The organism is Nocardia sp. NPDC005998 (assembly GCF_040614395.1).
In the GTDB taxonomy this organism is placed as follows: domain Bacteria; phylum Actinomycetota; class Actinomycetes; order Mycobacteriales; family Mycobacteriaceae; genus Nocardia.
In genome coordinates, this window is sequence record NZ_JBEXUI010000014.1 from 95,516 (window position 1) to 119,449 (window position 23,934).

Genomic DNA, 23,934 nt, shown 5'->3' on the forward strand with positions numbered 1-23,934 from the left:
CTGTTCAGTTGTGTGTTGGATTCGGGATCGACTGTGTCGCATGATGATTCGAGAGTTCGCCGAGCAGATTGGCAGTCATCCACCGGCGCAGCCCGCTGCCGGAGATACCGAGGTCGACCAGATACGCCAGCTTCGCGAGCGCGGCCTCCCTGGTCATATCGCCACCACCGATGGCACCGGCGGCGCGCAAGGCCCGGCCGGGCTGATAGCGGTCGAGATCCACTGTGCCGCTGTCACAGTGGGTGATGACGACCACGGGAGTCCCGCGTGTGGTTGCCGCCCGGATGGCCGCCGATGTGGCGTCACCGTGCTGCGGCAGCGTGCCGGAGCCGTAGCATTCGAGGACTAGTCCGCCCCGATAGTGGCGCAGTGCCGCGTCGAGCAGGTCCGGATCCATTCCGGGGAATACGGCGAACAATCCGACCGGTGGGCTGTCCGCGCGCGGCCGCCGCTCGGGCAGCCGGGGCGGGGTCGGCGGCGGTGTGAATTCCCGGACCGTGGTGAATCCGTCGTAGTGGTCGCAGGCGCGTTTGCTGGCCCGCACGGCGGGATGCAGTGATGTGCCGAATGCGATGCAAGTTCCCGGAACTGGTTGGGCGGCAATGTGGTTCAGCGCCAGCGACAGGTTGCTCCCGGCATCGCTACCGGGCCGACCCAGCGGGATCTGGGCGCCGGTGAGCACGACCGGCACATTCAGATCGTGCAGTTCGAATGCCATCCGCGCGCCCACATAGGCCATCGTGTCGGTGCCGTGCACGACGATGACCCCGTCGGGGCGCCGGCGCGCAATACCGGAGCGCACCTGTTCGGCGATTCGGCACGCGGTGCCGGCGCCCGCATCGGCGCTGTCGATGACCTGCTCGAGCTCGGTGTACTCGAATTGCACCGCGATGCCGCTGGTGCGCTCGAATTGTGTGACGACATCAGCGATCTCACTGCCGAGGCCGCGGCGGGGTCGCAGACCAGCACCGTGATCGACCATCCCGAACGTGCCACCGGTGTAGAGGATGTCGACAGTGACCGGCGAAAGAAGTTGCGGCGCAGTCGCAACCGGTAGCTCGCGAGCGCTCACCCGTGCACCGATCCGTCCGCGGCGGTGCCGGGCCGCTCGATGGGGGCGAGGACATCCGGATCGAGCCGTCCGCGAACCCGGAACCAGCCAGCGACCATGGCGGCGACGACGAGCAGGAACGCCGCCAGAGTGATACGGCCGATCTCGTCGTCGAAGAACATCAGCACGATCACTGCGAGCAGGAAGCCGAGCGTGAGAATGTTGAGCACCGGCGCGAACGGCAGCCGGAAGGCGGGCCGGTCGTAGTGTCCCTGCTGGGCTCTGCGCACGAAGATCCAGTGGCAGATCATGATCGAGGCCCAGGTGCCGACAATGCCGAGTCCGGCCAGATTCAGCACGATCTCGAAGGCCTTGTGCGGCATGGCCAGATTGAGCACCACCCCGGCAATGCCGACCACGCTGGTGATCAGGATCCCACCGTACGGTGCGCCGCTGCGATTCATCCGCTGCGCGAAGCGCGGCGCCGCGCCCGCCACCGCCATCGAACGCAGGGTGCGGCCGGTCGCGTAGAGCCCCGCGTTCAGGCTCGACATCGCGGCGGTGAGCACCACCAGATTCATGACATCGCCCGCGTGCGGGATGCCGACCGAGCTCATCACCGTGACGAACGGACTTTCACTGGGGGAGTAGGCAGTCCACGGCAGCAGCAGCGTGAACAGGATGACCGACCCGGCGTAGAACAGGATGATCCGCCACATGATGGAGTTCACCGCGCGCGGCACCACGGCCCGGGGATTATCGGATTCGCCTGCCGCGACACCGATCATCTCGGTACCACCGAATGCGAACACCACCCCGAGGGCGATGGTGAGCATGGGCGCCAGGCCGCGCGGGAACAGCCCGCCGTGGTCGGTGATCGTGGAGATGCCGGCGACGTTGTCGCCCACCGATGTTCCGGTGACGATGAACCCGATGGCCAACGCCATGAATACGACGATGGTCCCGACCTTGACGAGTGCGAACCAGAATTCCAGCTCGCCGAACAGCCGGACCGACACCACATTGAGCCCGACGACGACCATGAGCGCGATCAGCGCGAGCACCCACTGCGGTACGGGTACGAAGAACGACCAGAAGTGCGCGTACAGCGCGACCGCCGTGATATCGGCGACGAGCGTCGTCGACCAGTTCAGGAAGTACAGCCAACCCACCGAATACGCGCCGCGTTCACCGAGGAATTCGCGGGCATAGGAGACGAACGCGCCGGACGACGGCCGGTACATCACCAGTTCGCCGAGCGCGCGGACCACCATGAACGTGAAGATCCCGCACACGATGTAGACGAGGGCGAGGGAGGGACCGGCGAGCGCCATTCGGCCGCTGGCGCCGAGGAACAACCCGGTGCCGATCGAACCGCCGATCGCGATCATCTGCATGTGGCGCTTGCGCAGCCGCTTCTGGTAGCCGAGGTCGCCGATATCGATGCGCGGTTCGGGCGCGGCGGCGGTGGCGGTCGACTGTTGTTCGTGGTCGTGCATCGAAACCTTCCATGGGCCGGATCCAGCCTCCGCGGATGGGCGGGCTCAGCGCTGTTCGGAACGCTCAGGAGTAAGGCTGTCAGGCTGTAAGACAGGTTGACTGTAATGGGGGTCACAGCGACTGTCAACGCCGGGTCCGTCGGTGGCCGTTACCCGCTGGAACGAGCATTTTGACGTCGTATCGCGGAAGTCTCCATACTGGTCGCGTGACGGTCGAAGAGGGGTACGTGCAGCGCATCGGCGCCACCGAGGCGGTCTTTCGTCGGCTCAAGAGTCTCATCCAGAGCGAGGACTACGCGGTGGGCGACCGCCTGCCCGCGGAGCTGGCGTTGGCCAAGCAGTTCGGCGTGAGCCGGCCGGTGGTCCGTGAGGCACTGCATGCGTGCGCGATCCTCGGACTCACCGAAACCCATACCGGCCGAGGCACTTTCATCCTCTCCAAGAACGCCGATACCCAGCCGACCTTCGCGGGTGTCGGCGCCGATGACCTGATCGAGGCGCGGCGGCTCGTCGAGATACCGGCCGCCGGTTTCGCCGCCGAGCGGCGCACGCCGGACCAGCTGCGACTGCTATTCGAGATCCTCGACAAGCTGGCGACGGCCACCGATGCGCACAACTGGGTGCGCTACGACGGCGAATTGCACACCGCCATCGCGGCGGCCAGCGGTAACGCCATGCTGACCGCCATGGTCGCCGACACCCGCCGCGCGCTGGACCTGCAATCGGAATTCCTCAATCTGACCCAGGACCGCCGTACCGATTCCGACCACGAGCACGACGCCATCGTCCGCGCCATCGAGGCCGGTTCGCCGGAGTCCGCACGCGCCGCAATGACCGATCACCTGGAGCGAGTGGCCGCGACGGTGGCCCGCATCGGCGCCTGAGCGCCAACGCTCCGTGCGACCGAACCAGCTCGGTGATATCGCTGCTCACCAAGCCCGCCGCACCGCTTCCGTCGCTACCGGACTTCGGCCATCGCCGCCAGCGCCGCGACGATAGCCGATGACAGTAGATTCCGGCCGCGGTGTCGGTGTCGAAATAGCCCGGCCGCCCGGTGTCAGGATCGAGTCAGCTCGCTGCGAATCTTCTCCACCGTGGCATCGAGCCGACGTTGGTGCGAGCCCTGCCAGTAGACCCGCCCGCAGCCGCGGCACTGCCGGAACGTGTCGTAATGGCGCCGGGTGAGCGGTTCCAGCAGAGCTTCGACCTCGGCTTTGGCGACCGCGACGACGGCGCCACCGCAGCGCAGGCAGCGGGTGAACGGTGCAAGTTGCGCGCCGAGGTCGAGCCGCCGGATCACCTCGACGATCTGATCGACCGGCTGGTCCGAGCGGATGTACACGCCGTGAGTTACGTTGCGCCGCTTCAACAATCCGCGGTCGCGGGTGAGCAGGATCCGGTGCGCGGCCGCCGACAGTTCGGCGAGTGCGGCATCGTCGGCGTCCCATGGACAGCGCACGTCCAGGCCCATCAGCCGCATCAGCTTGGCGAGGCCGCCGAGATTGACATCGGCGACGAAGCGCGGCTCGCGCAGCGGATGTGGGCGCACCCTGGTGACCCGGCCGATATCCAGGCTCTCGAACACCGGATAGGCGGTGATCCGATCGCCGTCGTGCGGACGCCGGTCGAAGGCCACTGGTTGCCCGTTGACCAGTACCAGGTCGACCTCGGTGTGCGGGATGCCAGCCGCCTCGATGACATCCTTCACGGTCTGGTGCGGACGAAACTGTCTGCGCTGCACCGTGTATCGCTCGCCGGGCCGTAGGAAGTCGTTCAGCTCGGCGTAGACCCGCATATCGACGCTCATTCGGTGAAGACCGCCATCGACGCCGTGAATCCGTGCAGCGCATTGCGGCCCGCGATGGGACCGATCTCGCCCGCAGCGAAGAAGCCGGCGAGCGGTATGCCGTCGAGCAGGTCCTCGATGGTCGCGGCATCGTGGTCGGCGACCCCGAACATCCGCCGACCGCGTCCGTTGCAGGTGAACAGCAATGCACCGGCCGGGCGGCCCGGCAGATCCGTACCCATGTGTACCAGGGCCGCCCGCAGATCCTCGTCGGCGCCGACCGCGTCGCGGACCTGGAACTGCACGGTCGTACCGACCTCGATGAGCTCACCGATTTCGATGGCGCCGCTGGACGGGTCGGCACCGAGGAGGCCACGGATCAGGAAATCGCCCTGTCCGGGCGTTGCCAGGTGCTCGTCGACCACGATTCCGATCTGCAGCCCGCGCGTCACCAGTTCCTGCTGGTCGGGCGGCAGCACCTCGACCATTTCGCGCAACCGATCGAACGGTGGGCGGCCACCCAGTTCGGTGATCAGTGCGCCGCGCGCGCCGGTGACGATGTATGGGTACCCGATCGGTCGGCAGCCCTGCGACACGATGGGGACACCGTGCAGGCCGGGCAGTCGCACGCCCACGGCGCCGGAGGTCACCACGTCATGGTCGCAGAACAGCCTGCTGCCGCCGGGCCATTGCGCGCCGCTCACCAGCCCGCCCATCACGATGGTGCCGGGCAGGTCCGCGTTCAAATGCTGCAGCAGTATGTCGGCGGGGAAGGAGAACGGGTCCGGCAGCAGCAGATGGAAATCGCGTGCGGCCTTGTCGAAGCGGTAGCCCGCGAGTAGCCCTCCGGCCGTCGTGCGGACGAAGTCGAGCTGGAAGGTCTCGGCGGCGGCGGGCAATCCGGATGCCAGCCATACCGCCACCGCGGGCTCGTCCTCGATCTCGCGGCGACCCGCCACGATCGCCTGCGCCACACATCCGACGAGTGCGGGCACCCGCACCGCCTCGTGGACTCCGGCGAGTACGGCCGCGGCCTCGTCGGTGTGTGCGCGTGATGCCAGTAGCACAGCAAGCAATGGCGACTCGCCCGCGATCTGGTCGCGTGCGATCGCTGCGGCCTCCACGCCCGCCTGCCGCGCTTGCGGCGCGGTGGAGAGTCCGACTCCGATCCGCACCCCTCCATCCTAGCGACCGCTATAAGAGTGTAGGAACTGTTGCCGCACAACAAATTTCGGTCAACGCGGAGTTCGCCGCTACCGCGTCGGAGTGGTGGTGGGTGTCGAGTGCGTGGTAGTGGAGGTGCCTTTGGTCCTATTGGGAATGCCGAGGTCGAGGTCACCGCCCGGCCGAGCTAGACCGTTTCGGAACCCATTGCGATCCCGGCCGCTCCGAACCGCACGGACACCACGAATCCGCAGGAGGGGTTAGTCCCGGTTGAACCGCGTCCGAACCGCCTCCATCCGCATACGCAGTTCCTCCGGGGTGATCAATCCACGATCCATCAGCGTGTGCGCCGTGACCACGACCGATCGGGTCCGTACCGGAAAGTCGTGGTAGATCGTCTCACCGAGCGCATCCTCGGCATGGCGGCGTTCCAGGTTGTCCAATGTGCCGCGCCAGGACAGGCATTCGCAGGTTGCCTGCATGCTCGACTCCCACGGGTCGGGCTTGCGGTCCAGCTCCGGCAAGGTGCGCTCGCTCCGGGACGCGGGGTCCAGCGTATCCAGCAGGACTTCGTAGGGACTATTGTTCATCGCTGCCCGTCCTTGCCCGTGGCGGCCTGGACCTGGTTCGGCGGCATCTGTGCGGTCCAGTCGACCTGGGGCAGTGCCACGCCGATCATCGTGTCTCTGGTGACGATGGCCGCGAGCTGTTCCTCGGTCCAGCCCTCGGTGCCCGCGGGGCGCATCGGCATCACCATGAAACGGGACTTCTGGTTCGAGTCGTGCACGCGGACCTCGACGTCGGGCGGGAAGTGCAGGCCGAATTCGGCGAGCACCTCCCGGGGCCAACGCACCAGGCGCCGACGGTAGTTGGGGGTGCGATACCAGTCCGGCGACATCCCGAGAACCGGCCGCGGATAGCACGAACACAGCGTGCACACGATCACGTTGTGCACCTTGGGCGTGTTCTCCAGCACGTAGAAATAGGTGTAGTCGCTCGGCGTTCCGGAGCCGGTCGGGTCACGCCAGTCGATGCCGACTTCCTTGCACGTCTCGGTCCCGTCGGCGAGCAGGCGCGCCTTGAAATCCGGATTCGTCCACGCCTTCGCGACCAGTTTCGAACCGCCGTGCGGACCGACCGATTCGGCCCATTCCGAGAACCGTCGGTGGTCTTCCTGTGAGAACAGGCCTTTCTCGATGGCGAGTTCGCGAACCGCGGTCTCCAGGACCTCGAACTCGCTGATCTCGCCGCTCGTCTGGATCGGTGCGTGCGCCCCGTGATCGTGGGTTCGACTCACTTGCCATCCTCCTCCGCTGGTTCGAGCCAGTGCTCGGACACCTCCGTCTCCAGGGTGTCGACGTCGAAGCCGGTGTAGTTGGGCCACAGGTCCATCTGGCGGAACCGCACCACATAGAACGGTTCGAAGCGGCCGTTATCGCGTCCCCATGCCTCGTCCTCGGGAATCACCCACTCGGGCCGGTTCTCGACGACGACACCTGTTCGCCCGCGGGTGTAGGCCTGGGTGCGGGTGTGGAACATTGATGTCGCGTCGCGCACCCGGACGCGATCGCCGATCTGGTATTTCCTTGTCATGTCCGCGCCGCCAGCCGTGCGCGTACCTCGTCCAATTTCGCCGACAGTTCGTCCGGGGTGATCAAACCCTTGTTGATCAGGCACTTCGCGGCGACAGTCGCCCAGCGCGCGTAGTAGGGCAGACCGAAGTACAGCGTCGCGCCGAGGTCGTTCTCGGCGCGGCGGCGTTCCTCGGAATTCCACACACCACGCCAGCCGAGGCACTCACACGTGACGTAGGTGTTCATCTCCCAGGGTTCTTCGACTTTTTCCTGGTATTCGATCGGTACATCCGGCTGTCCGCCGACGTCGTGCAGGACGTGTCGCAGCGCGGCGAACAGTTCATTCGAAATCTCGTACGGCGAGTCCAGCGGCGTGCGGAACACTGGAGCGATATCCGCAACGCGACTTTGCATTTCGTCGAATCGGTTCGGTGAACTCATGAGGTCTCCGTAGTGACGGGTCCGGCTTCCCCGACAGGGTGATTGCATACGGCACACACCCGGCTATCGAGCAACGATGCCCGAGTGCCGAACGAACCCCTGCACTCGCCGAGACGGGTGTGTGAACGAGCGCCATGGAACTCCAATAGGGCGACTGGTTCGACGATCTGGCACAACGAGACTGGCGGCAGGAGCTGTGACCCCTGTCACAATTACATGATCTTCTTTGAGAGCGTACACGCCGAGATCGGGTTGCTGAAGACGCTGCTCCGGGCCGCGACCGCCCAGGTCACCACCGCCGCGCGAGGTGGTGACCCGGGTCGCTCAGGCGGCCGCGATCACGCGGTGAGCGCGGGCCCGACTCCCTGACCGACGATGAGCAATCCGAGGCCATCGAGATCCTGGGCCGCATCGAAACCAGCCTGGCCCGAGCCAGCCGCAAACTCTGAGATAGCCGTCGCAGGCCCCGACCCATCAGCTCGGTCGTCGTCGGAGCCCGAGCAGTCAGCATGCCGGACGCGACCATGCCAACCCCTTGTGCATGACCGAATCGTCGGGTAGTCCGGATACCAGGAGGTGTTCGATGCAGTCGTTTGCATCCGATCCCTTGACACGGACAGACGAGGTCATAGTGCCGTCGGATTCCATTCGGCTGGCGGGGATACTGGCCGTCCCGCAGAACGTCACAGGACTGGTTGCCTTCGCGCACGGCAGTGGTAGTGGTCGGCGCAGTCCGAGAAATCGGTTCGTCGCCGATGTTCTGAATCGTGCGGGACTCGCGACGATGCTGGTCGACCTGCTGACCGCGGACGAAGAGGGAGATCGTGCCTGCGTTTTCGATATCGAGATGCTGGCCCATCGGCTTGTCGAGGTGACCCGTTGGTTGCGCACGCGGTCGGAGCTGAGCGAGCTTCCCGCCGGGTATTTCGGCGCGAGCACCGGAGCTGGTGCGGCGCTGTGGGCAGCCACCGAACCCGGCATCGAGATTGCCGCCGTTGTCTCTCGTGGCGGCCGCCCCGACCTGGCCGGTCCGCGGTTGGCGCTGGTGCGCGTGCCGACGCTGCTCATCGTCGGTGGTAACGACCGGCGAGTGCTCGAGCTCAATCAGGAGGCCCGGCTGCGGATGCCGTGTCCGAGCGAGATCGACGTCGTACCGCACGCGACGCATCTGTTCGAGGAGCCCGGCGCACTCGAGCAGGTCGCGGATCTGGCCCTCGACTGGTTCCGCCGCCATCTCAGCGTTGCGAGTGCCTGAGCACCTGGTCCACCGCGGTGGCTTTCGTCCTCGACTGCGGCTCTCTGTCCTGCGGCTGCACCCGCGTCACGCGGGCGTATCCCGCGGTGTGTTCGAGTCCGGAAGGTGAACGAGGATCAGGCCGACGGCGGCGATCAGGAAGTTCTGCAGCGCCGCCGATGATGCGTTCACCTGCTTGTTGGCCCACATCCGGAACCATTCGCCCGCGATCGTGAGGAACCCGCCCGCGAACAGCAGCATTGCCATGGTCCAGCCCAGGCTCGACAGTTTCACCGCGGTGTCGAGACCCGCCCGAAGTCGGCGCGGCCGTCCGGTCAGTACTCGGCCCCATACCGCTGCGGCCGCCAGCAGTACGAAGGCGATCAGAAATTCCCAGATGACGATCAGGATGTAGGCGATCAGGGCGACGCTGCTATTCGTGATCGCTCGCCAATCGGTTCCGGCATTGTGGATCGTCGATTTCATCGACAGCACAGCGGCGACCGCGTTTCGGTTGGTATCGGTGTCCACGCAGTTGGTGAATGCGACGAACAGGTAGTAGAACCCCGTGATCGTCGCCAACGCCGCCACCGCCATCCGACGGCTGCCCACAACGTCGAGAATCCTTGTGCCGCTGGGTTCCATATGACCTTCCTCGGATCGACTGGACTCCATGTTCGACCATCCGAACCACCCGAACGGGTCGAGGAGACTTCATGGTTGGGAAGGACGCAGGCGGGCCCAGGGCTCGGTGACGGCACCGAATCTGATCTCACTCGGCGTGCCGAAGCGGCGATCTGCGGAAACAGGTGAACGCTGGTGGTCGGGAACGCGGAAGCCGACAGTGCTGGCGATGTACCGGAGGAAATCGGGCAGACGTGCAGTCGGTTGACGCGTCCGTTGCGAATGACAGAGGAGAGTCCGGAGAGTCCTTACCGAGTAAAGGGTGTTCGGCATGGCCACAGTGGGGATATCAGCGGAGCGGACGGTGGTACGCGGGGTCGTGCTGGCGGACGGGGTAGCGGAGATCGTGTCGTCTGCGGCACGGCCACGCCCGCACGAAGATGGGGTCGGCGCCGCGATCACTGGCGTACTCGACGGTTTCGCGGAAGTTCTGGGTGACAGTGCCCGGGTCGAGGACATCGCCATCGTATACCGGTCGGTGGCCGAGCGGCGGTTGATCGTGTCGCAGCTGGCGGGCCGACGATGGGCGTCATCGTCACTGGTCTCGGAGCGGTCGGCGCTGGCCGTGCTGACCCGAGAAGAGCCGGGACTCGACGAATTCGGCACCGTGCTCGTATTGGAGATGGCGGACGGTCACACGTCATTCGTGCTGCTCGGACCGGATCGGGAGGCGGTATCGGCATCCGGCTCGTGGGGTTATGGCACTGTCGACGCCGATACCGCGGGTCAGACGATCGGCCGGATCTTGCCGATGCTGGATTCGGTCGACATGCGACCGGACGCAGTCGCTGTCTGCGGTTCGAGTGCGGCGGATCCCGATATCGCGACCATGCTGGTACTCGGATTCGAGGCGCCGGTGATCCTGGTTGCGGATCCCGCCGATGCCGCGGCGCGCGGTGCGGCACTGATCGCCGCCCAGCGGCTTCGAGATCTACCGGAGGTGGTGTCGGCCGATGGCGGCCGGACCCGGCGACTGCTCCTGGGTGCTGCCGCCGTCGCGACCGTGCTGGGTGCGTCCGGAATTGCGGTGGCACAGATCCGCGACGACCATCCGTCGGAGGTTGTCGATCGGACCACGGAATCGCTGCCGCCGGGCATGTCCGTATCCGTCGCACCAGTCGCGCCGATCACGGTCGAGCCCGCGCCGACCACAGCCCCGTCCGAACCCATCACCATCGAACCGACGTCGGCCGCGAGCTGGTCGACCACCGTGACCCCGACACCGGTACAGCGCCCGCCCAGCACCGCCTCCGCCCCCACATCCGAAACCACGGACCCGCCCGAACCAACCACCGCCACGACCACCGAGTCGTCGACACCGACCTCGACCACCGCCGAGTCGTCGAACGGCGACTGGCTCTTTCCCGGTGAATCCCCGCCGCCACCGTTGAACGCGGATCCTGCGGTCATCCGCGCCTGGTGGGATAACCACTGGCGGTTGCAGCAACGCTGGCTTGGCGGCGGCGGCTAACCTCCCCTGTCCGGTCCGCAGGACCCTCGAAAGTCGTCGTTGAATTCGGGATTCGGGCGAATGGGCGTCGTGAGCAGGGTGATCGAATTTTGAACGCCGGGGGCCGGATCGCTGATCACCAGTGCCGCAACAGAACCCCTCCGGATCTGCCCTCGGTCGATATCACTTCGGTTCGTGCTTCGAAATTTGCTGTGCCGCTGTGCTTCCCGAAGTCGATGCAATGGAAAACGTTACCCGTCACCGAAATTGGCTGAGGTCACGGAGGCGTTGCCGGACGGGCAGCTCACGGATCCGAGGCTCGTCGGATAAGTGCGGCGCAGGACGAGCCGCTAATTTCTTGTCGAGTGCGAGACCACCGACAGTTTCTGCACTTTTGCAGATGGTACCTGCGCATTTCCCTATTGCCCCGCACGCAAATTGGCACCAATACTGACCAACCGAGCGTGTGTGGTGCGTCACATGCGCACGGGCAGTGTGTGGAAAGAAGAGGGATAACTGGATGACGTCCACCATCGAAGAAGCCAGCTCCGAAAAGGGCCTTGCGCGGGTCGCGCAGTCGCTCGCCGGGTGGACGGAGAAGTGGTTCCCGGACGCCTATGTCGTCGCACTCGCAGGCGTATTCATTGTGGCCGCCGCTGCGCTGGCCAACGGCTCGTCGCCACAAACGGTGGTAAACGCGTTCGGTGATGGCTTCTGGGATCTGACGGCTTTCACTCTTCAGATGGCCATGGTGGTGCTCACCGGATATGTCGTCGCCACCTCCCCGCCTGTCGCCCGGCTGATCGACCGGCTGGCCACCGTGCCGCAAACCGCTAGCAGCGCAGTCGGTCTCGTTGCGTTCCTTGCCATGTCGGTATCGTTTCTGAACTGGGGACTCAGTTTGGTTTTCGGCGGTCTGCTGGCCCGGGCGATCGCCCGTCGGACCGATCTACGCGTGGACTATCGCGCGCTCGGCGCGGCGGCGTTCATGGGGTTGGGCGCGGTGTGGGCGTTGGGAATATCCTCCTCGGCCGCGCAGCTACAGGCCACCGCCGGCTCGCTGCCTCCGGCACTGCTGAAGATCACCGGTGTCCTCGACTTCGGCAGCACCATCTTCACGTGGCAGTCCCTGCTCATGTGCGCCATCATCATGGCGCTGACCGTGGTGGTCGCGCACTTCTCGGCGCCGAAGGGCGCAGCCATCAAGACCGCCGAGGACCTGGATGTCGATCTGGACGACCAGCCCGCGCAAGTGGCGCCACGCTCGCGGCCAGGGGAATGGCTCGAGTACAGCCGTACCCTGTCGGTCCTGGCTGGCCTGATGACGGCAGGCTGGTTGATCTCCCAGCTCGTCACCAAACCGGTACTCACCGTTGTCAGCAGCCTGAATGGCTATCTGCTCGTCTTCCTCATGCTCGGCCTGGTGCTCCACGGAACGCCGCGCAAGTTCTTGCAAGGCGTGTCGCTGGCCGTACCCGCCACGGCTGGCATCCTCGTCCAGTTCCCGCTGTACGCCGCCATGGCCGCGATACTCACCAAAGCGAAGGGCAGGGGCGGACTTACCGTCTCCGCGCACCTCGCGGAGTTCTTCACGAATATCGGCGGCGGTGGCGGCTTCGCCATCGTCATCGCCATCTACACGGTGGTGCTTGGCGTCTTCGTCCCGTCCGGCGGCGGAAAGTGGCTGGTCGAAGCCCCCTACGTCATGCAGGCAGCGACCGATGTCCACATGAACTTGGGCTGGACGGTCCAGATCTACAACGTGGCCGAGGCATTGCCCAACCTCGTCAATCCGTTCTTCATGCTGCCCCTGCTGGCAGTGCTCAAACTGCGGGCGCGAGACCTCGTCGGTTTCACATTCCTGCAGTTCATGTTCCACTTGCCAGTGGTACTGCTTCTCGTGTGGTTGCTCGGAAGGACGTTCGAATACGTTCCGCCGGTCTTGCCCACCCCGTGACCTCAACCAGGTCGGCGCTCCGACTGTGGTCGGCGTCGAAACAAACGTCGGATGCGCACGCGGATACCGGGAGCGTCCTGCGGTGCCGGCGCGGGGCTTTCAGCTGCCCCGGCCGAGGTCGCTTGGGCGAATCGCATGTGTAGTTGTTCGCGGACCTGGTCCGGGGTGTAGGCACGGCGGCGGCGCTCGGCGCGCACGATCACCACGCCGGTCGCGACTACACCGGCCGCACCGGCCAATCCCACTGCCTTCCACCACCTCATACCGCATAGGCTACGGCCATGACGGGTACGGGCATCGATCTCGACCGAGCACTCGAGCTCACCAGAACCGGCGACATCTGGCTGTTCCGTGGTCATTCGGCCGCCGACCGGGCGATCCGGATGACGACGAACAGTCCGGTGAACCATGTCGGCATGTCGGTTGTGATCGACGATCTGCCCGCGCTGATCTGGCATGCGGAACTCGGCCGATCGCTGCCCGATATGTGGTCGGGAGTCGTGCACCGCGGCGTCCAGCTGCACAATCTGCGCGATGCCGTGCTGGTGTGGGCACACCGGTACGGTCAGCAGACCTGGCTGCGCCAGTTGAACCGTCCGGCCACCCGGGAGATGGAGGACAGCCTGCTGCGCACCATCGCCCGACTCGACGGCACCCCGTTCCCATCCACGGCCGCTCTCGCCGGACGCTGGCTACGCGGCCGGGCGCGCCTGCCGCGCAACAAGTCTCGTCAGGCTGCCGCACAAAAATTCGAGAACGCGTACTGCGCGGAAGTCGTGGCCGCGACATACCAGGAGATGGGACTGCTGTCGCGGCACCACAGCGCCAACTGGTACGACCCTGGACGCTTTTGGAGCGGGGACAGACTGCAGCTGAACGGCGGCTACGAGCTGGGCGGCGAAATACCCGTGCAGACACCGGCCGAGACCAACTCCTGACCAACGAGTTCCGCAACGTCAAATGCCGAATCCGCTGTCGCACTGAACTACTGGCAGAAGACTTGGTGCCGGTCTCTGATGTGCAGCCGCCGTGGACAGGCCGCCCTCCTAGACGACCGCGACGAAGGCGCGCAACTCGCGTATCTCCACTGCGCCTATCCCGGCACGACCCACTCGCCCTGCATGGACCGGAGCCGGTCAGACGGCAGTGCGCCCGCCATCGACCGGCAGGATCGCACCGTAGACGAAGTTCGCCCGGCTGTCGGCCAGGAAGGCGATGGCTTCGGCGATTTCCTCCGGCGTTCCCGGTCGTCCCGCCGGTGTGGTCGCCGCCAGCTCGTCGAAGCCCTCGTATGCCGCGGTGCCCTCGGTACGGGTGGGTCCGGGGCTGACTGCGTTGACCCGCACCCCGCGGGACCCGTACTCGGCGGTCCATGCCTTGGTCAGCAACACCACGGCCGCCTTGCTGGACCCGTACAGGCTGGTCCCCGCAATACCGAATTCGGCGGCCATGGTGGTGACGTTGATGATCGCACCGTGGCCGCGTGCGGCCATCTGGGGGGCGAGTTCGGCCACCAGGAAATACGGCGCCTTGACATTGATGGCGTACACCGCGTCGAAATCGGCTTCGGTCATCTGTTCCGTCGGACCGGACGGATAGCTGCCCGCATTGTTGACCAGCACATCGACCTGGCCGAGCCGGGCGACCGCGTCCCGGGCCAGCGCCCGCGCGGATACCTCGCCCCGCAGGTCTGCCGGGATGAACACGGCGGTTCCCCCGATTGCCTCGATCTCGGCGACCACCTCCTTACCGCGCCGCTCATTGCGCCCGGACAGCGCCACCCGGGCACCGCGCCGAGCCAATGTCAACGCAGTGGCTCGACCGATTCCGCTGGTGCCGCCGGTAACCAAGGCCGAGAGTCCAGACAGTTCCGACATCACATCTCCTCATTTCGTATTCGTCGAATCGATCCATTCGTCCGGCGTCGGGTATGTCGCCGACACCGCAGTCCGTTCCAACCGAATTCCGCTGCGGGACATCCCGGTTCGCCATCGGTTCTGCCGCTGGCGGCGATAAGCAGAACCTGCAGCGGGTCGGGAAGCCGCCGCCGAATCCGGCGTTGACAGCAGATGCGGGTTCGCACTTCGCTATCGACCCGCATCCCGTCCGTCTACCGGAATGGAGCAGACAGACAATGACTCGTCATATTCGTATCGGCGCCCACATCTGGCCCGGCGGAGCACCGAACTACCGGGCCTGGCGCGACGCGATGTCTTCCGCTACGACCTCAGCCCCTTGAAGGAACTACGCGCTTGGCGAGACGGCCGTTGACACGCACCGACACCGATTTCAGGCAGCCGGGGAGCTAGCCTCGGTAGGCCTCGAGCAGGCGCAGCCACACCTCGCTGATGGTGGGAAAACACGGAACGGCATGCCAGAGCCGGTCGATCGGCACCTGACCCGCCACGGCGACGGTAGCCGAATGCAACAATTCGGCCACTCCCGGACCGACGAAGCTGACACCGAGCAGATGGCTGTGGTCCAGATCGACCACCATGCGAGCCCGGCCACGATAACCATCGGCATACAGGTATGCCCCGGCGACCACATCGCCGATCTCGACATCCACGACCCGCACGCGGTGTCCGGCTCGCTCGGCTTGCTCGGCGGTGAGCCCGACCGCGGCGGCCTCCGGATCGCTGAAAACCACCTGCGGCACCGCACCGGCATCGGCCGTCGCGGTGTAAGCGCCCCACTCGCTCGCGACCACCGGCTTTCCGGCCGCACGGGCGGCGATCACGTTCCCGATGATCCGTGCCTGGTATTTGCCTTGATGGGTGAGCAGCGCGCGGTGGTTGACGTCGCCTGCCGCGAAAAGCCAGCCGTCGTCGACACCGCGCACCTGACAGCTGTCGTTCACATCCAGCCAGTCACCCGGCGGCAGTCCGACGGTATCCAGACCGATGTCGTCGGTGTTGGGCAGGCGGCCGGTGGCAAATAGCACCTCATCGGTCTCGATCTCGGTGCCGTCGTCCAGCATCAGCGTGACCGGGCCCTGTGGCTCCGGGCGTCGCACCGCGCTGACCGACACACCGAAGCGAATCTCGACACCATCGGCGGCGAACCGATCGGCCACCAGTTCCCCGACGAACGGTTCCATCCGTGGCAGCAGTCGCGGCGTGCGTGCCAGCACGGTGATCTCGGCGCCGAAGCCGTGCCAGGCGGTGGCCATCTCCACGCCGACCGGGCCGCCGCCCACCACAACAAGCCGGGCGGGGACCTGGCTGCTGTCGGTGCCGTTGCGATTTGTCCACGGACGCGCCTCGGCGATACCGGGCAGATCCGGTACCGCCGCCCGGCTGCCGGTGCACACCGCGACCGCCTGCCGTGCAGTGAGGACCACCGGGTCGCCGGCTTCGGTGCCGACAGCCACTCGCCGGGTGCCATCGAGGCGACCGTGACCGCGGAGCAGCACGGCGCCGATGTTCTTCACCCAGTCCGCCTGCCCGGTATCGTCCCAATCGGTCACGTAGCGGTCGCGGCGACCGAATACCGCGGGCACGTCCAGCGCACCGGAGACCGCTTGCCGTGCCCCATCGACCCGGTGCGCGTCGGCCACCGCGATGACCGGACGAAGCAGGGCCTTACTCGGGATACAACCCCAATACGAACATTCACCGCCGACCAATTCCCGCTCCACCACGGCGACGCTCAACCCTGCGGCGCGGGCGCGTTGGGCGGCGGTCTGGCCCACCGGACCAGCACCGAGGACGACAACGTCGTAGGTGTCTTCACCTTTGTGTCCACTGTTTGCCGGAGTCATGCTCAGCCTCCTCTCCGTCGAATGCACCACATACAGACGACGCACCGGATACCAGCGCCCGGTCATATTGTCTGCCTATCGTCGACAGGCCATGGACGGAATGGGGCACAGCGCGAATCGGATGAAGCGCCGGAATCGGTCCGGGCATCGAGCGCCGGGCGGGCGCGGGCGTTGACGAAGGTGAGGCTGGCGTCGGAGCGGGTGCCCGCAATTTGCTGGAGCGGGGCCGCGGCCTCGAACGCGGCGAGGCACTTGGGGACGGCTCGATGGCCAGGGCCTACCTCAACGACTCCACCACCGGGCAACCCCGACGAGCTAATGGGCGCAATCGACTAGTTCGGCGAGTGCGTCTTGTAAGTAGGTGGCGAAGTTCCAGACGTCCGGGATGGCGTCGGTGCAGGCGAGAATGCCGAAGTCGAGGTGGCCGTTGTAGGACATGACGGTGATGTTGAGCGGGCCGGACAGATCGGTGAGTATGGAGATGGGGTAGCTCCCTGCCACCTGAATTCCCCCGGCGTACAACGGTATCTGCGGTCCGGGCACGTTGGAGACGACCATGTTGGCCAAGGGGAGTGCGGGGGCGGCGACGCGCAGGAGTAGGCGGGTGGCCAGACCGTGCAGGATCTGCGGTAGGGCCGCGGTGGCGTAGTGCAGCAGGGCCGGTGGGGTGGTTTGGAAGCGGTCCTTGGCGGCGAGCATGGCGGCGTGGGTGAGTTTCATGCGGTGCTGTGGGTCGTGTTCGCCGATCGGTAGTTCGCACAGCATGATGGAGAACTGGTTGCCCGCGGTGCCGAGTTGGTCCTGGGTGCGCACCGATACCGGGATCGCGGCCACGGCCGGGTCGTCGGCCGGTGCGTCGTTGTCCAGGAGCCAGCGGCGAAATGCGCTGGTGCACAATGTCATTACCACATCGTTGACGGTGCCGCCGAAGCTGTTCTTGATCTGTTTGACAGTGTCGAGCGGTAGCGAGACGAAGGCGAAGGACCGGTCGGTGCCGTTGGGGCCGTTGCCCGGCAGTGCGGGATTTACTTTGGGCATGTCGGTGAGTGCGTTCGGCAGCATCGGTCCCAGGCGCAGCGGCAGGCGTACTCGATCGGCTTGGCGGGTCATCGTGTGTGCGATGCCGCGGCCGAGAACTTCGGCGGGATTGGGCGTTCGGGCCAAGCGGAGCCCGTCGGGCGGTGGCGGCACGGGCTGGGACTCGGGCACGATATCGAAGACTGCGGCCATGACCTCCGCTCCGGACACGCCATCGATCAGGGCATGGTGCACCTTGGTGTAGATGGCCTGTCGGCCGTCGGCCAACCCCGAGATCAGGTGGCATTCCCATAGTGGTCGAGTTCGGTCGAGCGGTTGCGCGTGCAGGCGGGCGGCGAGATCGGCCAGCGCCACGTCGGTCGAACCCTCGGGCAGGCGCGTATCGCGCACGTGATATCCGAGGTCGATGGTGTCGCTGTCTTCCCAATAGGGGAGGTCCAGACCCAACGGAACAGTGCGCAATCGCCATCTCAGCGGTGCGATCAGATGTAGTCGGCCCGCGATCAACCGGCGCAGTACCGTGACATCCAGCGCGTCACCTGTGGTGGGTGGTTCCAGCAGCGTGACCGACCCGACGTGGAGCAACATGGTGGGTGATTCGGCATTGAGCAGCAGGACATCGAGCGAGCTGAGTTGCCGGGATGGCCCGTTGTCGGGCGATAGCGGAATCTTTTGCGACGGTGTCGCTCGGTCAGCGGATGTGCCACTGGTGAGTTGGCCCGGTGTCATGATGCGGGCTTCCAGGTGTCGGGCGGTTTTCAAGTCGGCGTGGAACATAGGGACTCCGCGTTGTCGCTTGGTTCGGGACAGACTGCCGATTCAGTTCAACGGGCGGTGTGATGGTGCCGCGACGCATTTGTGGTCGGTCGGTATCTGCGGGCGCTGCGAACCGTTCGAGCCGCTCCGCTCTTCCGGTGGTGCCGATGTGTGTGTCGAGGACGCGTCATCGAGCTTAGTGGCCCGCGGGGTTCTGTCGGCTGCGGTCGTGTGCCTTCCGCGTTAATTCTGTGCAAACGCGCGGACCCTGCTAATTGCTCGCGGGTGTACCGGTACAGCGTCAGCTTTCGCGAACCATCCCAGTGACCGCCGAAGTCCGACAAGATGTAATCGGTGGTCTCGGATTTCCGCGAAAGATATGCGACTGTTACAGAATTCGGGAATCGGACATTGATGTCCAGCTGTCGCCGCTCGAGCGTCACGCCGATCGCGAAGTCGTCGGATCACCCTCCTGAAGGACTGCTGATGCACTCACAGCGGGCCGGACGTTCCATCAAGCCATGAACTCTGCAGGTCGGGTGGATGTTCGTGGTACATCGGAATTGTGCGGGGTCGGCCGCGCGGAACTCCACATTTGCTAGTGCTTTTCAGTCAAACTTATCCGAATCCCCTGCAGCGCAGCATTATTCGATGCCGCGAGCTATTCGCGCTGGCGGAAAAGGTGAGTGAAGATGATCTCAGGGAGTCGAATCCTGTTGGGACAGAACCGGAAGGTCCAGATATCTACCAGTCGTGGAGTGCCGATTCGCCACCACAGCCGCAACCCTTGACGATGCCGCCCTCCTGGGGGTTCAGCGCACCCGTGACCTCGCTGTCGCGGGATCAGCCGAGGTGGGCGCTCAACAGCCAGGCCGGAACCGACTTGCGGCCGGTGGGTTCGTCGCGAATGCCCTCGAACCGGAACACCGGGCCGCCCGCGGACAGCTCGATGTCGCCTTCGGGCAGGTCGCCATGGATCCGCGCCGGTCTGATCTCATCGACCACCCAGTACTTCTCCACCGCCTCCCGAAGCTCGTCGGCGGTGACCGGCGCGGGCCCCGGCACGGGTGCATCGGGCAGGGCGGCCCGGTCGAAAACCAGCGCGTAATAGGACGCGCCAGGCGCGGCGGCGCGCACGATCGACTGCTGGTAGCCCGCCCGCGACTCGACCGGGATCGAATGGAACAGCGTGCTGTCGACGATCGTGCCGAAGCGGCCGTCGTAGCCGGTAAAGGAAGTGATATCGGCGACCTCGAAGGAGGCGTTGGCCAGGCCGCGCCGGGCGGCTTCGGCGCGGGCCAGCTCGATCGCGGTCGGCGACAGATCCAGTCCCACGGTGGTGTAGCCCTGCCCGGCCAGATACAGCGAGATCGCCGCCTCTCCGCATCCGACATCGAGGACTTCGCCATGGAATTTGCCCTGCTGGATCAGCGCGGCGAGTTCGGGCTGGGGTTCCCCGATACTCCACGGCGGTTTGACGCCCGGCCCGAACGGGCCGCCTGTGCCTTGGTAGACGGCTTCGAAATCGAAATCATCTGGATAGGTCATAGCCTACGACTATCAGTGCTGCTGATGTCTGTCAACGTCCTTGATGCAGGTGGTAACAGGTCCGAGCGAACGGCCTCGTCGGCATCTGCTGTCAGCATGCTCCAACGGCGGAGCTGCCGACCGGTCGTTGACCGCCTTTTGGCGGCGCTCCATCCCGATGGGATCCGGTGCGACCAACCGTTTCTCAGTGGTCGACTTGTTCGTTGGAGCGGATTTCGTGGTATCGGCCGGTTGATGGCGCGACGTACCGCATGTCTGGCGAATATTTGCCGATGAGCGTGCAGGTCGGGTCTGCTGAAAGACGGGATGCGACGGCGGTATCGGCGACCGGCCAGTCGGTCACCGATACCGCACAAGCGGCTAGTTGTGTGCCGCGTCGATCAGCTGTTGGTGCAGCCAGGTCAGCGGGGTGGCGCCGCCGGGGCCGATCGCGTAGTGCGGGTAGCTCTGGTGGATCCCGGACTTCACGAAATCGTCGATCTGCTGTTTGCGCTGTTCGTAGGCCGAGTTATTGAGCTGGTCGTTGAGCAGCCCGAGACCACCCGCGGCGAGGGCGTCGGCGATGAGGTTGCCCGCCTCCAGCTGATAGGTACCGAACTGGGCGGGGTCGGGGTTGGAGATCTGGGCGAAGAATCCGGCGATGCGAGCAGCGAAGTCGCCGTCGGGGGTTGCGCAGTACAGATCTCCTACGGCGCAGAAGGTGTACGTCTTCGGGGTGAGCCAGCCGAAACCGCCCAGGCGTGGGCCACCGGCGCCCGCGCCCAGGACGGGCGGGCCGATGAGGTTGTCGGTGGGGGAGCGGCGGGGGTCGGAGATCAGTCCGACCAATTCCACGCGGTTCGGCGATACGACACCGACCCCGGTGCCGATCTCGGCGGCGAGATCACCGGCGGCGTCCGCGCCCTGGCTGTAGCCCACCAGCGCGAATCGTGTTGCGCCACAGCGCTGGGCCATCGCGCTGACCAGGCCACGGGCATTGTCGAGGGCTTCTCGTTTGGAGCGGCCGTACACGTCGCCTTCCCAAGGGAACGCGGTCGCCGCGTAGGCGACGTAGTCGGTCTGGACGTTGCCGGGCAAGCCGTTGGCAACGGCGGCGAGCATCCCTTGGCCCGGTTCGGACTTCGACGTTTCCCAGGTGCCGGGAACCGCTACGACATACATGTCGGGGCACTGCTGTGGGGCTGCTTGTGCGGTCGAGGCCGCGCCGACCGGCAGGGCGGCGCTCACCAGTGCAGCCGCGCATGCGGCGGTGTTCTTCCATCGAGAAAACATCGTCTACTCCCAGGTGTCACGGCTGAGGGCATGGTTCGTTCGGCGTAGGTTACTTCGCGAGTGTAAAGGGCGTGTCGGAATAGCGCTGGGGTAGTAGGACAGTCATCCCTGCGCTCGGCCGACGCCAGACCGCCGGAGCGTCCCGTCCGAGCTTGCCGCGGTATCGAATTTCCGCGGAGTGCGACGACATCGGCGCCGACCGGCCGAGCCCACGCCGCGTACCGTGTCGGTCGAATAGCGATGAATCGACATGGCCACGAAGCAGTCTCCCGCACGCACCCGGCGCAGGTCGTCGGTCAGCGCGCCAGCCGTGCCGTCACCAGCGCGATGTCCTCACGAGGAACTGGACATCACCGCTTCGCTGATCTGGTGGCTGCTTCCCATCCCGAGATCGCGGAACTGGACCTCGATCCCGTCGTCGCCTCGTGTACCGGCACAATTCCGGTGGATGTCCGGATCGTTATTGCACCCGAGGAGTAGATCGTGAGTGAGCCCGTCATCATCGAGCGCACCGGCGACGTCGTCGTCTGGACCCTCAACAACCCCGAGGCCCGCAACCCGATATCCGATGCCGAGACGGTGGACGCGCTCGAGCGGGCGGTGTCGGCCGCCAACGCCGATCCCTCGGTGCGGGTGGCGATCCTGACCGGTGCCGGTACCGCCTTCTCGTCGGGCGGCAATATCAAGCACATGCGCGACCAGGCCGGCATGTTCGGCGGCGCACCCGCCGAGTTGCGGCAGGGATATCGGCACGGGATCCAGCGCATCCCGAAGGCCCTGTATCACTGCGAAATTCCGACCATCGCCGCGGTCAACGGCCCCGCCATCGGCGCGGGCTGCGATCTGGCCCTCATGTGCGATATGCGTATCGCCGCCGACACCGCGACATTCGCCGAGAGCTTTGCCAAGGTCGGCATCATCCCCGGTGACGGCGGTGCCTGGCTACTTCCACGCGCCATCGGCATGGCTCGCGCCAGCGAGATGGCATTCACCGGCGAGCCGATCGACGCCGCCACGGCGCTGGACTGGGGGCTGGTCTCGGCGGTCGTCGAGCCCGACGCACTGCTCGACGCGGCCCACACGCTGGCCGCCCGGGTCGCCGCCAATCCACCCCATGTGCTGCGGATGACCAAAAAGCTACTCCGCGAAGGCCAATGGCAGAGCCTGGAAAGTCTGCTCGAACTATCCGCTGCCCTACAGGCCATCGCCCACCAGACCGACGACCACCACGAAGCGGTATCCGCCATGCTCGAACGCCGGGAACCCAGGTTCACGGGTCGGTAGGCGCTGGGTTGCGTGGGTATATTCCTTCCATCATCAGGCCAACGCTCGGTGTTCGCGACGGCATACTCACCGACGTCTTCCGCCCTGACACTTGCATTGCAACGGCTTTCGTGTCGATTCGCGTCCGGAGGGGAATGTCGAGGCGGCCAGCCCCGGTGACAACCGCGCCCGAACCGAATTCGCTCATCGCAGACCACTTTCGAGCGCGCGATCCCGGCGCCTGCCGCCCAGTTCAGGCCGATCGGCGTGCGGTGACCAAGAGGTACTCCCACTCCATTCGCCCGTTGCCCAGGTCGTGGTGGGAAGCGAGATCGGCGAGTTCCCGGTCCAACCGTGCAATCCGGTCTGGTTCCGCGGCAATGGCCTTGTACACGGCGATGGTCGGTCCGTAGTAGGCCTTGAAGAAGTCACGGAACCCGGCGCCGTCGGCGAAGCGATCGATGACTGCGTTTTCGCGTCGCAGCTCGAGGGCGGTGACGCGATCGCCCAAGAGCGACCGGACATGTATCTCGTCGCCCCACATCGGGGGTGGCTGCGCACCGGGCGGGGGCGGCGGAGCGAACGGTTTCATGGTGGCGAACATCTGCCCGATGAAACCGGTGGGTGTCCAGTTGATCAGCCCGATCGTGCCGCCGGGCTTGGTGACCCGCACCAGTTCGTCCGCGGCCGCTTGGTGGGACGGCGCGAACATGATGCCTACGCACGAGATCACGGCGTCGAACTCGGCATCGGCGTAGGGCAATGCCTCGGCATCGGCTTCCTGCCACTGCAACTCGACGCCCCGGGCGGCGGCGAGACGCCGGCCGACATCGAACAGTTCGGGCGTGAGGTCGCTCGCAACCACGTCCGCACCGGTCTCCGCGGCCGGGATCGCCGCATTCCCGGATCCGGCCGCAATGTCCAGCACGCGCTGACCCGGGCCGATACGGCAGACCTCGACGAGACGCCGACCCAGCCCGGGGATGACTTCGGTGGCGACGGCCGGGTAGTCACCCAGTGCCCACATTGCACGATGTCGCGCCTTGAGATCTTCGGGGCCGGATTCGGTCATTTGTTGCTCGCACTCGGTCCGGTCGAACCCAACCATTCTGTTGGCCGGCCGGTGAAAACGCGCCGGTACGGTCGCAGCTTGTGGTCGCGATCGAATGTCTCCATCTCGATACCGGTTATCTCCATGGCGATATGTTGCTCTACGGAGCCCTCGAACAGCGGTAGGTTGATCTGCACCGTGTTGCGGCCCGGCTCAAGGCGAGCGACATCGCTGATGAACTGAGCCATGGTCTGCGGCATGCATCCGCCTATCGCGCTTCATGACGCCCGTAGATGTCGGAACTGGAATGCCGGCCACCAGAATGAGGCAACTTTCCTCGCTGAAGCCTTGCTGGTCCCCGGCGACGGCAGCATAGGAAATTGCCAAGCGGTGCAACGGTCTC

23 protein-coding genes and 1 pseudogene are annotated in these 23,934 nt (G+C 65.7%); 7 read left to right on the forward strand and 17 right to left on the reverse strand.

Going from position 1 to position 23,934, the window contains the following annotated elements:
* Positions 1 to 4 precede the first annotated feature (4 nt).
* Complete coding sequence (locus ABZ293_RS20595; RefSeq protein WP_355182815.1) at positions 5 to 1,072, reverse strand: asparaginase domain-containing protein; 1,068 nt, start codon at positions 1,070 to 1,072, stop codon at positions 5 to 7.
* Complete coding sequence (locus ABZ293_RS20600; protein WP_355182817.1) at positions 1,069 to 2,550, reverse strand: amino acid permease; 1,482 nt, start codon at positions 2,548 to 2,550, stop codon at positions 1,069 to 1,071. The genes ABZ293_RS20595 and ABZ293_RS20600 overlap by 4 nt, the downstream gene beginning before the upstream one ends.
* A gap of 206 nt (positions 2,551 to 2,756) precedes the next feature.
* Here ABZ293_RS20600 and ABZ293_RS20605 point away from each other — a divergent pair, with 206 nt between their 5' ends.
* Positions 2,757 to 3,434: a FadR/GntR family transcriptional regulator gene (locus tag ABZ293_RS20605; RefSeq protein WP_355182819.1), complete on the forward strand. Its 678-nt coding sequence runs from the start codon at positions 2,757 to 2,759 to the stop codon at positions 3,432 to 3,434.
* A gap of 173 nt (positions 3,435 to 3,607) precedes the next feature.
* Here the strand turns inward: ABZ293_RS20605 and ABZ293_RS20610 are convergent, their stop codons facing one another.
* The 6 genes from ABZ293_RS20610 to ABZ293_RS20635 all read right to left on the reverse strand — a co-directional run bounded on the left by ABZ293_RS20610 (position 3,608) and on the right by ABZ293_RS20635 (position 7,515).
* Complete coding sequence (locus ABZ293_RS20610) at positions 3,608 to 4,357, reverse strand: Mut7-C RNAse domain-containing protein (RefSeq protein ID WP_355182821.1); 750 nt, start codon at positions 4,355 to 4,357, stop codon at positions 3,608 to 3,610.
* On the reverse strand, positions 4,354 to 5,511 hold the full coding sequence (locus ABZ293_RS20615; protein ID WP_355182823.1) for an FIST N-terminal domain-containing protein: 1,158 nt from the start codon (positions 5,509 to 5,511) through the stop codon (positions 4,354 to 4,356). The genes ABZ293_RS20610 and ABZ293_RS20615 overlap by 4 nt, the downstream gene beginning before the upstream one ends.
* Before the next feature lie 249 nt (positions 5,512 to 5,760).
* Positions 5,761 to 6,090, reverse strand: coding sequence for a ScnB (locus ABZ293_RS20620; RefSeq protein WP_355182824.1), 330 nt, complete (start codon positions 6,088 to 6,090; stop codon positions 5,761 to 5,763).
* Positions 6,087 to 6,797, reverse strand: coding sequence for a thiocyanate hydrolase subunit gamma (gene scnC / locus ABZ293_RS20625; RefSeq protein ID WP_355182826.1), 711 nt, complete (start codon positions 6,795 to 6,797; stop codon positions 6,087 to 6,089). Before scnC ends, ABZ293_RS20620 begins: the two co-directional genes overlap by 4 nt.
* A complete protein-coding gene (locus tag ABZ293_RS20630) occupies positions 6,794 to 7,093 on the reverse strand; it encodes an SH3-like domain-containing protein (RefSeq protein ID WP_355182828.1) in 300 nt (99 codons plus the stop codon). The genes scnC and ABZ293_RS20630 overlap by 4 nt, the downstream gene beginning before the upstream one ends.
* Positions 7,090 to 7,515 (reverse strand): hypothetical protein, encoded by a 426-nt coding sequence (locus ABZ293_RS20635; protein WP_355182830.1) that lies wholly within the window; start codon positions 7,513 to 7,515, stop codon positions 7,090 to 7,092. The genes ABZ293_RS20630 and ABZ293_RS20635 overlap by 4 nt, the downstream gene beginning before the upstream one ends.
* Before the next feature lie 216 nt (positions 7,516 to 7,731).
* On the opposite strand from ABZ293_RS20635, the gene ABZ293_RS20640 reads away from it, so the two are divergent.
* Together ABZ293_RS20640 and ABZ293_RS20645 are read left to right on the forward strand one after the other, a co-directional pair.
* On the forward strand, positions 7,732 to 7,884 hold the full coding sequence (locus ABZ293_RS20640; protein ID WP_355182832.1) for a hypothetical protein: 153 nt from the start codon (positions 7,732 to 7,734) through the stop codon (positions 7,882 to 7,884).
* A 316-nt stretch (positions 7,885 to 8,200) separates the two neighbouring features.
* A pseudogene (locus tag ABZ293_RS20645) lies at positions 8,201 to 8,770 on the forward strand (phosphoribosyltransferase); the annotation flags it as partial.
* Between the two features lie 66 nt (positions 8,771 to 8,836).
* Here the strand turns inward: ABZ293_RS20645 and ABZ293_RS20650 are convergent.
* Positions 8,837 to 9,394, reverse strand: a complete 558-nt coding sequence (locus ABZ293_RS20650; RefSeq protein ID WP_355182834.1) for a DUF2165 domain-containing protein — start codon at positions 9,392 to 9,394, stop codon at positions 8,837 to 8,839.
* A 310-nt stretch (positions 9,395 to 9,704) separates the two neighbouring features.
* Between ABZ293_RS20650 and ABZ293_RS20655 the strand changes: the two genes are divergently transcribed.
* Both ABZ293_RS20655 and ABZ293_RS20660 read left to right on the forward strand, forming a co-directional pair.
* The gene (locus ABZ293_RS20655; RefSeq protein ID WP_355182836.1) at positions 9,705 to 10,904 is read left to right on the forward strand and encodes a hypothetical protein; all 1,200 of its coding nucleotides are present in this window, start codon (positions 9,705 to 9,707) and stop codon (positions 10,902 to 10,904) included.
* Positions 10,905 to 11,403: 499 nt separating this feature from the next.
* The gene (locus tag ABZ293_RS20660) at positions 11,404 to 12,840 is read left to right on the forward strand and encodes a TIGR00366 family protein (RefSeq protein ID WP_355182838.1); all 1,437 of its coding nucleotides are present in this window, start codon (positions 11,404 to 11,406) and stop codon (positions 12,838 to 12,840) included.
* Between the two features lie 2 nt (positions 12,841 to 12,842).
* Here the strand turns inward: ABZ293_RS20660 and ABZ293_RS20665 are convergent, their stop codons facing one another.
* A complete protein-coding gene (locus ABZ293_RS20665) occupies positions 12,843 to 13,103 on the reverse strand; it encodes a hypothetical protein (RefSeq protein WP_355182840.1) in 261 nt (86 codons plus the stop codon).
* A gap of 18 nt (positions 13,104 to 13,121) precedes the next feature.
* Here ABZ293_RS20665 and ABZ293_RS20670 point away from each other — a divergent pair, with 18 nt between their 5' ends.
* Positions 13,122 to 13,778 (forward strand): hypothetical protein, encoded by a 657-nt coding sequence (locus ABZ293_RS20670; RefSeq protein ID WP_355182842.1) that lies wholly within the window; start codon positions 13,122 to 13,124, stop codon positions 13,776 to 13,778.
* Positions 13,779 to 13,976: 198 nt separating this feature from the next.
* On the opposite strand, the gene ABZ293_RS20675 is transcribed toward ABZ293_RS20670, so the two are convergent.
* The 5 genes from ABZ293_RS20675 to ABZ293_RS20695 form a co-directional block, all read right to left on the reverse strand.
* On the reverse strand, positions 13,977 to 14,717 hold the full coding sequence (locus tag ABZ293_RS20675) for an SDR family oxidoreductase (protein ID WP_355182844.1): 741 nt from the start codon (positions 14,715 to 14,717) through the stop codon (positions 13,977 to 13,979).
* Between the two features lie 428 nt (positions 14,718 to 15,145).
* On the reverse strand, positions 15,146 to 16,603 hold the full coding sequence (locus ABZ293_RS20680) for an NAD(P)/FAD-dependent oxidoreductase (RefSeq protein ID WP_355182846.1): 1,458 nt from the start codon (positions 16,601 to 16,603) through the stop codon (positions 15,146 to 15,148).
* A gap of 315 nt (positions 16,604 to 16,918) precedes the next feature.
* Positions 16,919 to 18,418 (reverse strand): wax ester/triacylglycerol synthase family O-acyltransferase, encoded by a 1,500-nt coding sequence (locus ABZ293_RS20685; RefSeq protein WP_355182848.1) that lies wholly within the window; start codon positions 18,416 to 18,418, stop codon positions 16,919 to 16,921.
* An 822-nt stretch (positions 18,419 to 19,240) separates the two neighbouring features.
* Positions 19,241 to 19,945 carry a class I SAM-dependent methyltransferase gene (locus tag ABZ293_RS20690; protein ID WP_355182850.1) on the reverse strand — a complete coding sequence of 235 codons (705 nt, stop codon included), beginning with the start codon at positions 19,943 to 19,945 and terminating at the stop codon, positions 19,241 to 19,243.
* Positions 19,946 to 20,305: 360 nt separating this feature from the next.
* The gene (locus ABZ293_RS20695) at positions 20,306 to 21,217 is read right to left on the reverse strand and encodes a cutinase family protein (protein ID WP_355182851.1); all 912 of its coding nucleotides are present in this window, start codon (positions 21,215 to 21,217) and stop codon (positions 20,306 to 20,308) included.
* 483 nt (positions 21,218 to 21,700) lie between these two features.
* On the opposite strand from ABZ293_RS20695, the gene ABZ293_RS20700 reads away from it, so the two are divergent.
* Entirely contained in the window at positions 21,701 to 22,501 is an 801-nt protein-coding gene (locus ABZ293_RS20700) for a crotonase/enoyl-CoA hydratase family protein (RefSeq protein WP_355182853.1), read from the forward strand.
* A gap of 232 nt (positions 22,502 to 22,733) precedes the next feature.
* Here the strand turns inward: ABZ293_RS20700 and ABZ293_RS20705 are convergent, their stop codons facing one another.
* Positions 22,734 to 23,552, reverse strand: a complete 819-nt coding sequence (locus ABZ293_RS20705) for a class I SAM-dependent methyltransferase (RefSeq protein WP_355182855.1) — start codon at positions 23,550 to 23,552, stop codon at positions 22,734 to 22,736.
* A complete protein-coding gene (locus tag ABZ293_RS20710) occupies positions 23,549 to 23,791 on the reverse strand; it encodes a hypothetical protein (protein ID WP_355182857.1) in 243 nt (80 codons plus the stop codon). Before ABZ293_RS20710 ends, ABZ293_RS20705 begins: the two co-directional genes overlap by 4 nt.
* Positions 23,792 to 23,934: the final 143 nt, after the last annotated feature.

Coding starts and splice junctions, on each gene's coding strand:
- ABZ293_RS20635 (WP_355182830.1), bottom strand. CDS start 7,515: ATGAGTTCACCGAACCGATTCGACGAAATGCAAAGTCGCGTTGCGGAT.
- ABZ293_RS20690 (WP_355182850.1), bottom strand. CDS start 19,945: ATGACCTATCCAGATGATTTCGATTTCGAAGCCGTCTACCAAGGCACA.
- ABZ293_RS20705 (WP_355182855.1), bottom strand. CDS start 23,552: ATGACCGAATCCGGCCCCGAAGATCTCAAGGCGCGACATCGTGCAATG.
- ABZ293_RS20600 (WP_355182817.1), bottom strand. CDS start 2,550: ATGCACGACCACGAACAACAGTCGACCGCCACCGCCGCCGCGCCCGAA.
- ABZ293_RS20640 (WP_355182832.1), top strand. CDS start 7,732: ATGATCTTCTTTGAGAGCGTACACGCCGAGATCGGGTTGCTGAAGACG.
- ABZ293_RS20710 (WP_355182857.1), bottom strand. CDS start 23,791: ATGCCGCAGACCATGGCTCAGTTCATCAGCGATGTCGCTCGCCTTGAG.
- ABZ293_RS20665 (WP_355182840.1), bottom strand. CDS start 13,103: ATGAGGTGGTGGAAGGCAGTGGGATTGGCCGGTGCGGCCGGTGTAGTC.
- ABZ293_RS20610 (WP_355182821.1), bottom strand. CDS start 4,357: ATGAGCGTCGATATGCGGGTCTACGCCGAGCTGAACGACTTCCTACGG.
- ABZ293_RS20685 (WP_355182848.1), bottom strand. CDS start 18,418: ATGTTCCACGCCGACTTGAAAACCGCCCGACACCTGGAAGCCCGCATC.
- ABZ293_RS20650 (WP_355182834.1), bottom strand. CDS start 9,394: ATGGAACCCAGCGGCACAAGGATTCTCGACGTTGTGGGCAGCCGTCGG.
- ABZ293_RS20695 (WP_355182851.1), bottom strand. CDS start 21,217: ATGTTTTCTCGATGGAAGAACACCGCCGCATGCGCGGCTGCACTGGTG.
- ABZ293_RS20655 (WP_355182836.1), top strand. CDS start 9,705: ATGGCCACAGTGGGGATATCAGCGGAGCGGACGGTGGTACGCGGGGTC.
- ABZ293_RS20680 (WP_355182846.1), bottom strand. CDS start 16,603: ATGACTCCGGCAAACAGTGGACACAAAGGTGAAGACACCTACGACGTT.
- ABZ293_RS20670 (WP_355182842.1), top strand. CDS start 13,122: ATGACGGGTACGGGCATCGATCTCGACCGAGCACTCGAGCTCACCAGA.
- ABZ293_RS20620 (WP_355182824.1), bottom strand. CDS start 6,090: ATGAACAATAGTCCCTACGAAGTCCTGCTGGATACGCTGGACCCCGCG.
- ABZ293_RS20660 (WP_355182838.1), top strand. CDS start 11,404: ATGACGTCCACCATCGAAGAAGCCAGCTCCGAAAAGGGCCTTGCGCGG.
- ABZ293_RS20675 (WP_355182844.1), bottom strand. CDS start 14,717: ATGTCGGAACTGTCTGGACTCTCGGCCTTGGTTACCGGCGGCACCAGC.
- ABZ293_RS20630 (WP_355182828.1), bottom strand. CDS start 7,093: ATGACAAGGAAATACCAGATCGGCGATCGCGTCCGGGTGCGCGACGCG.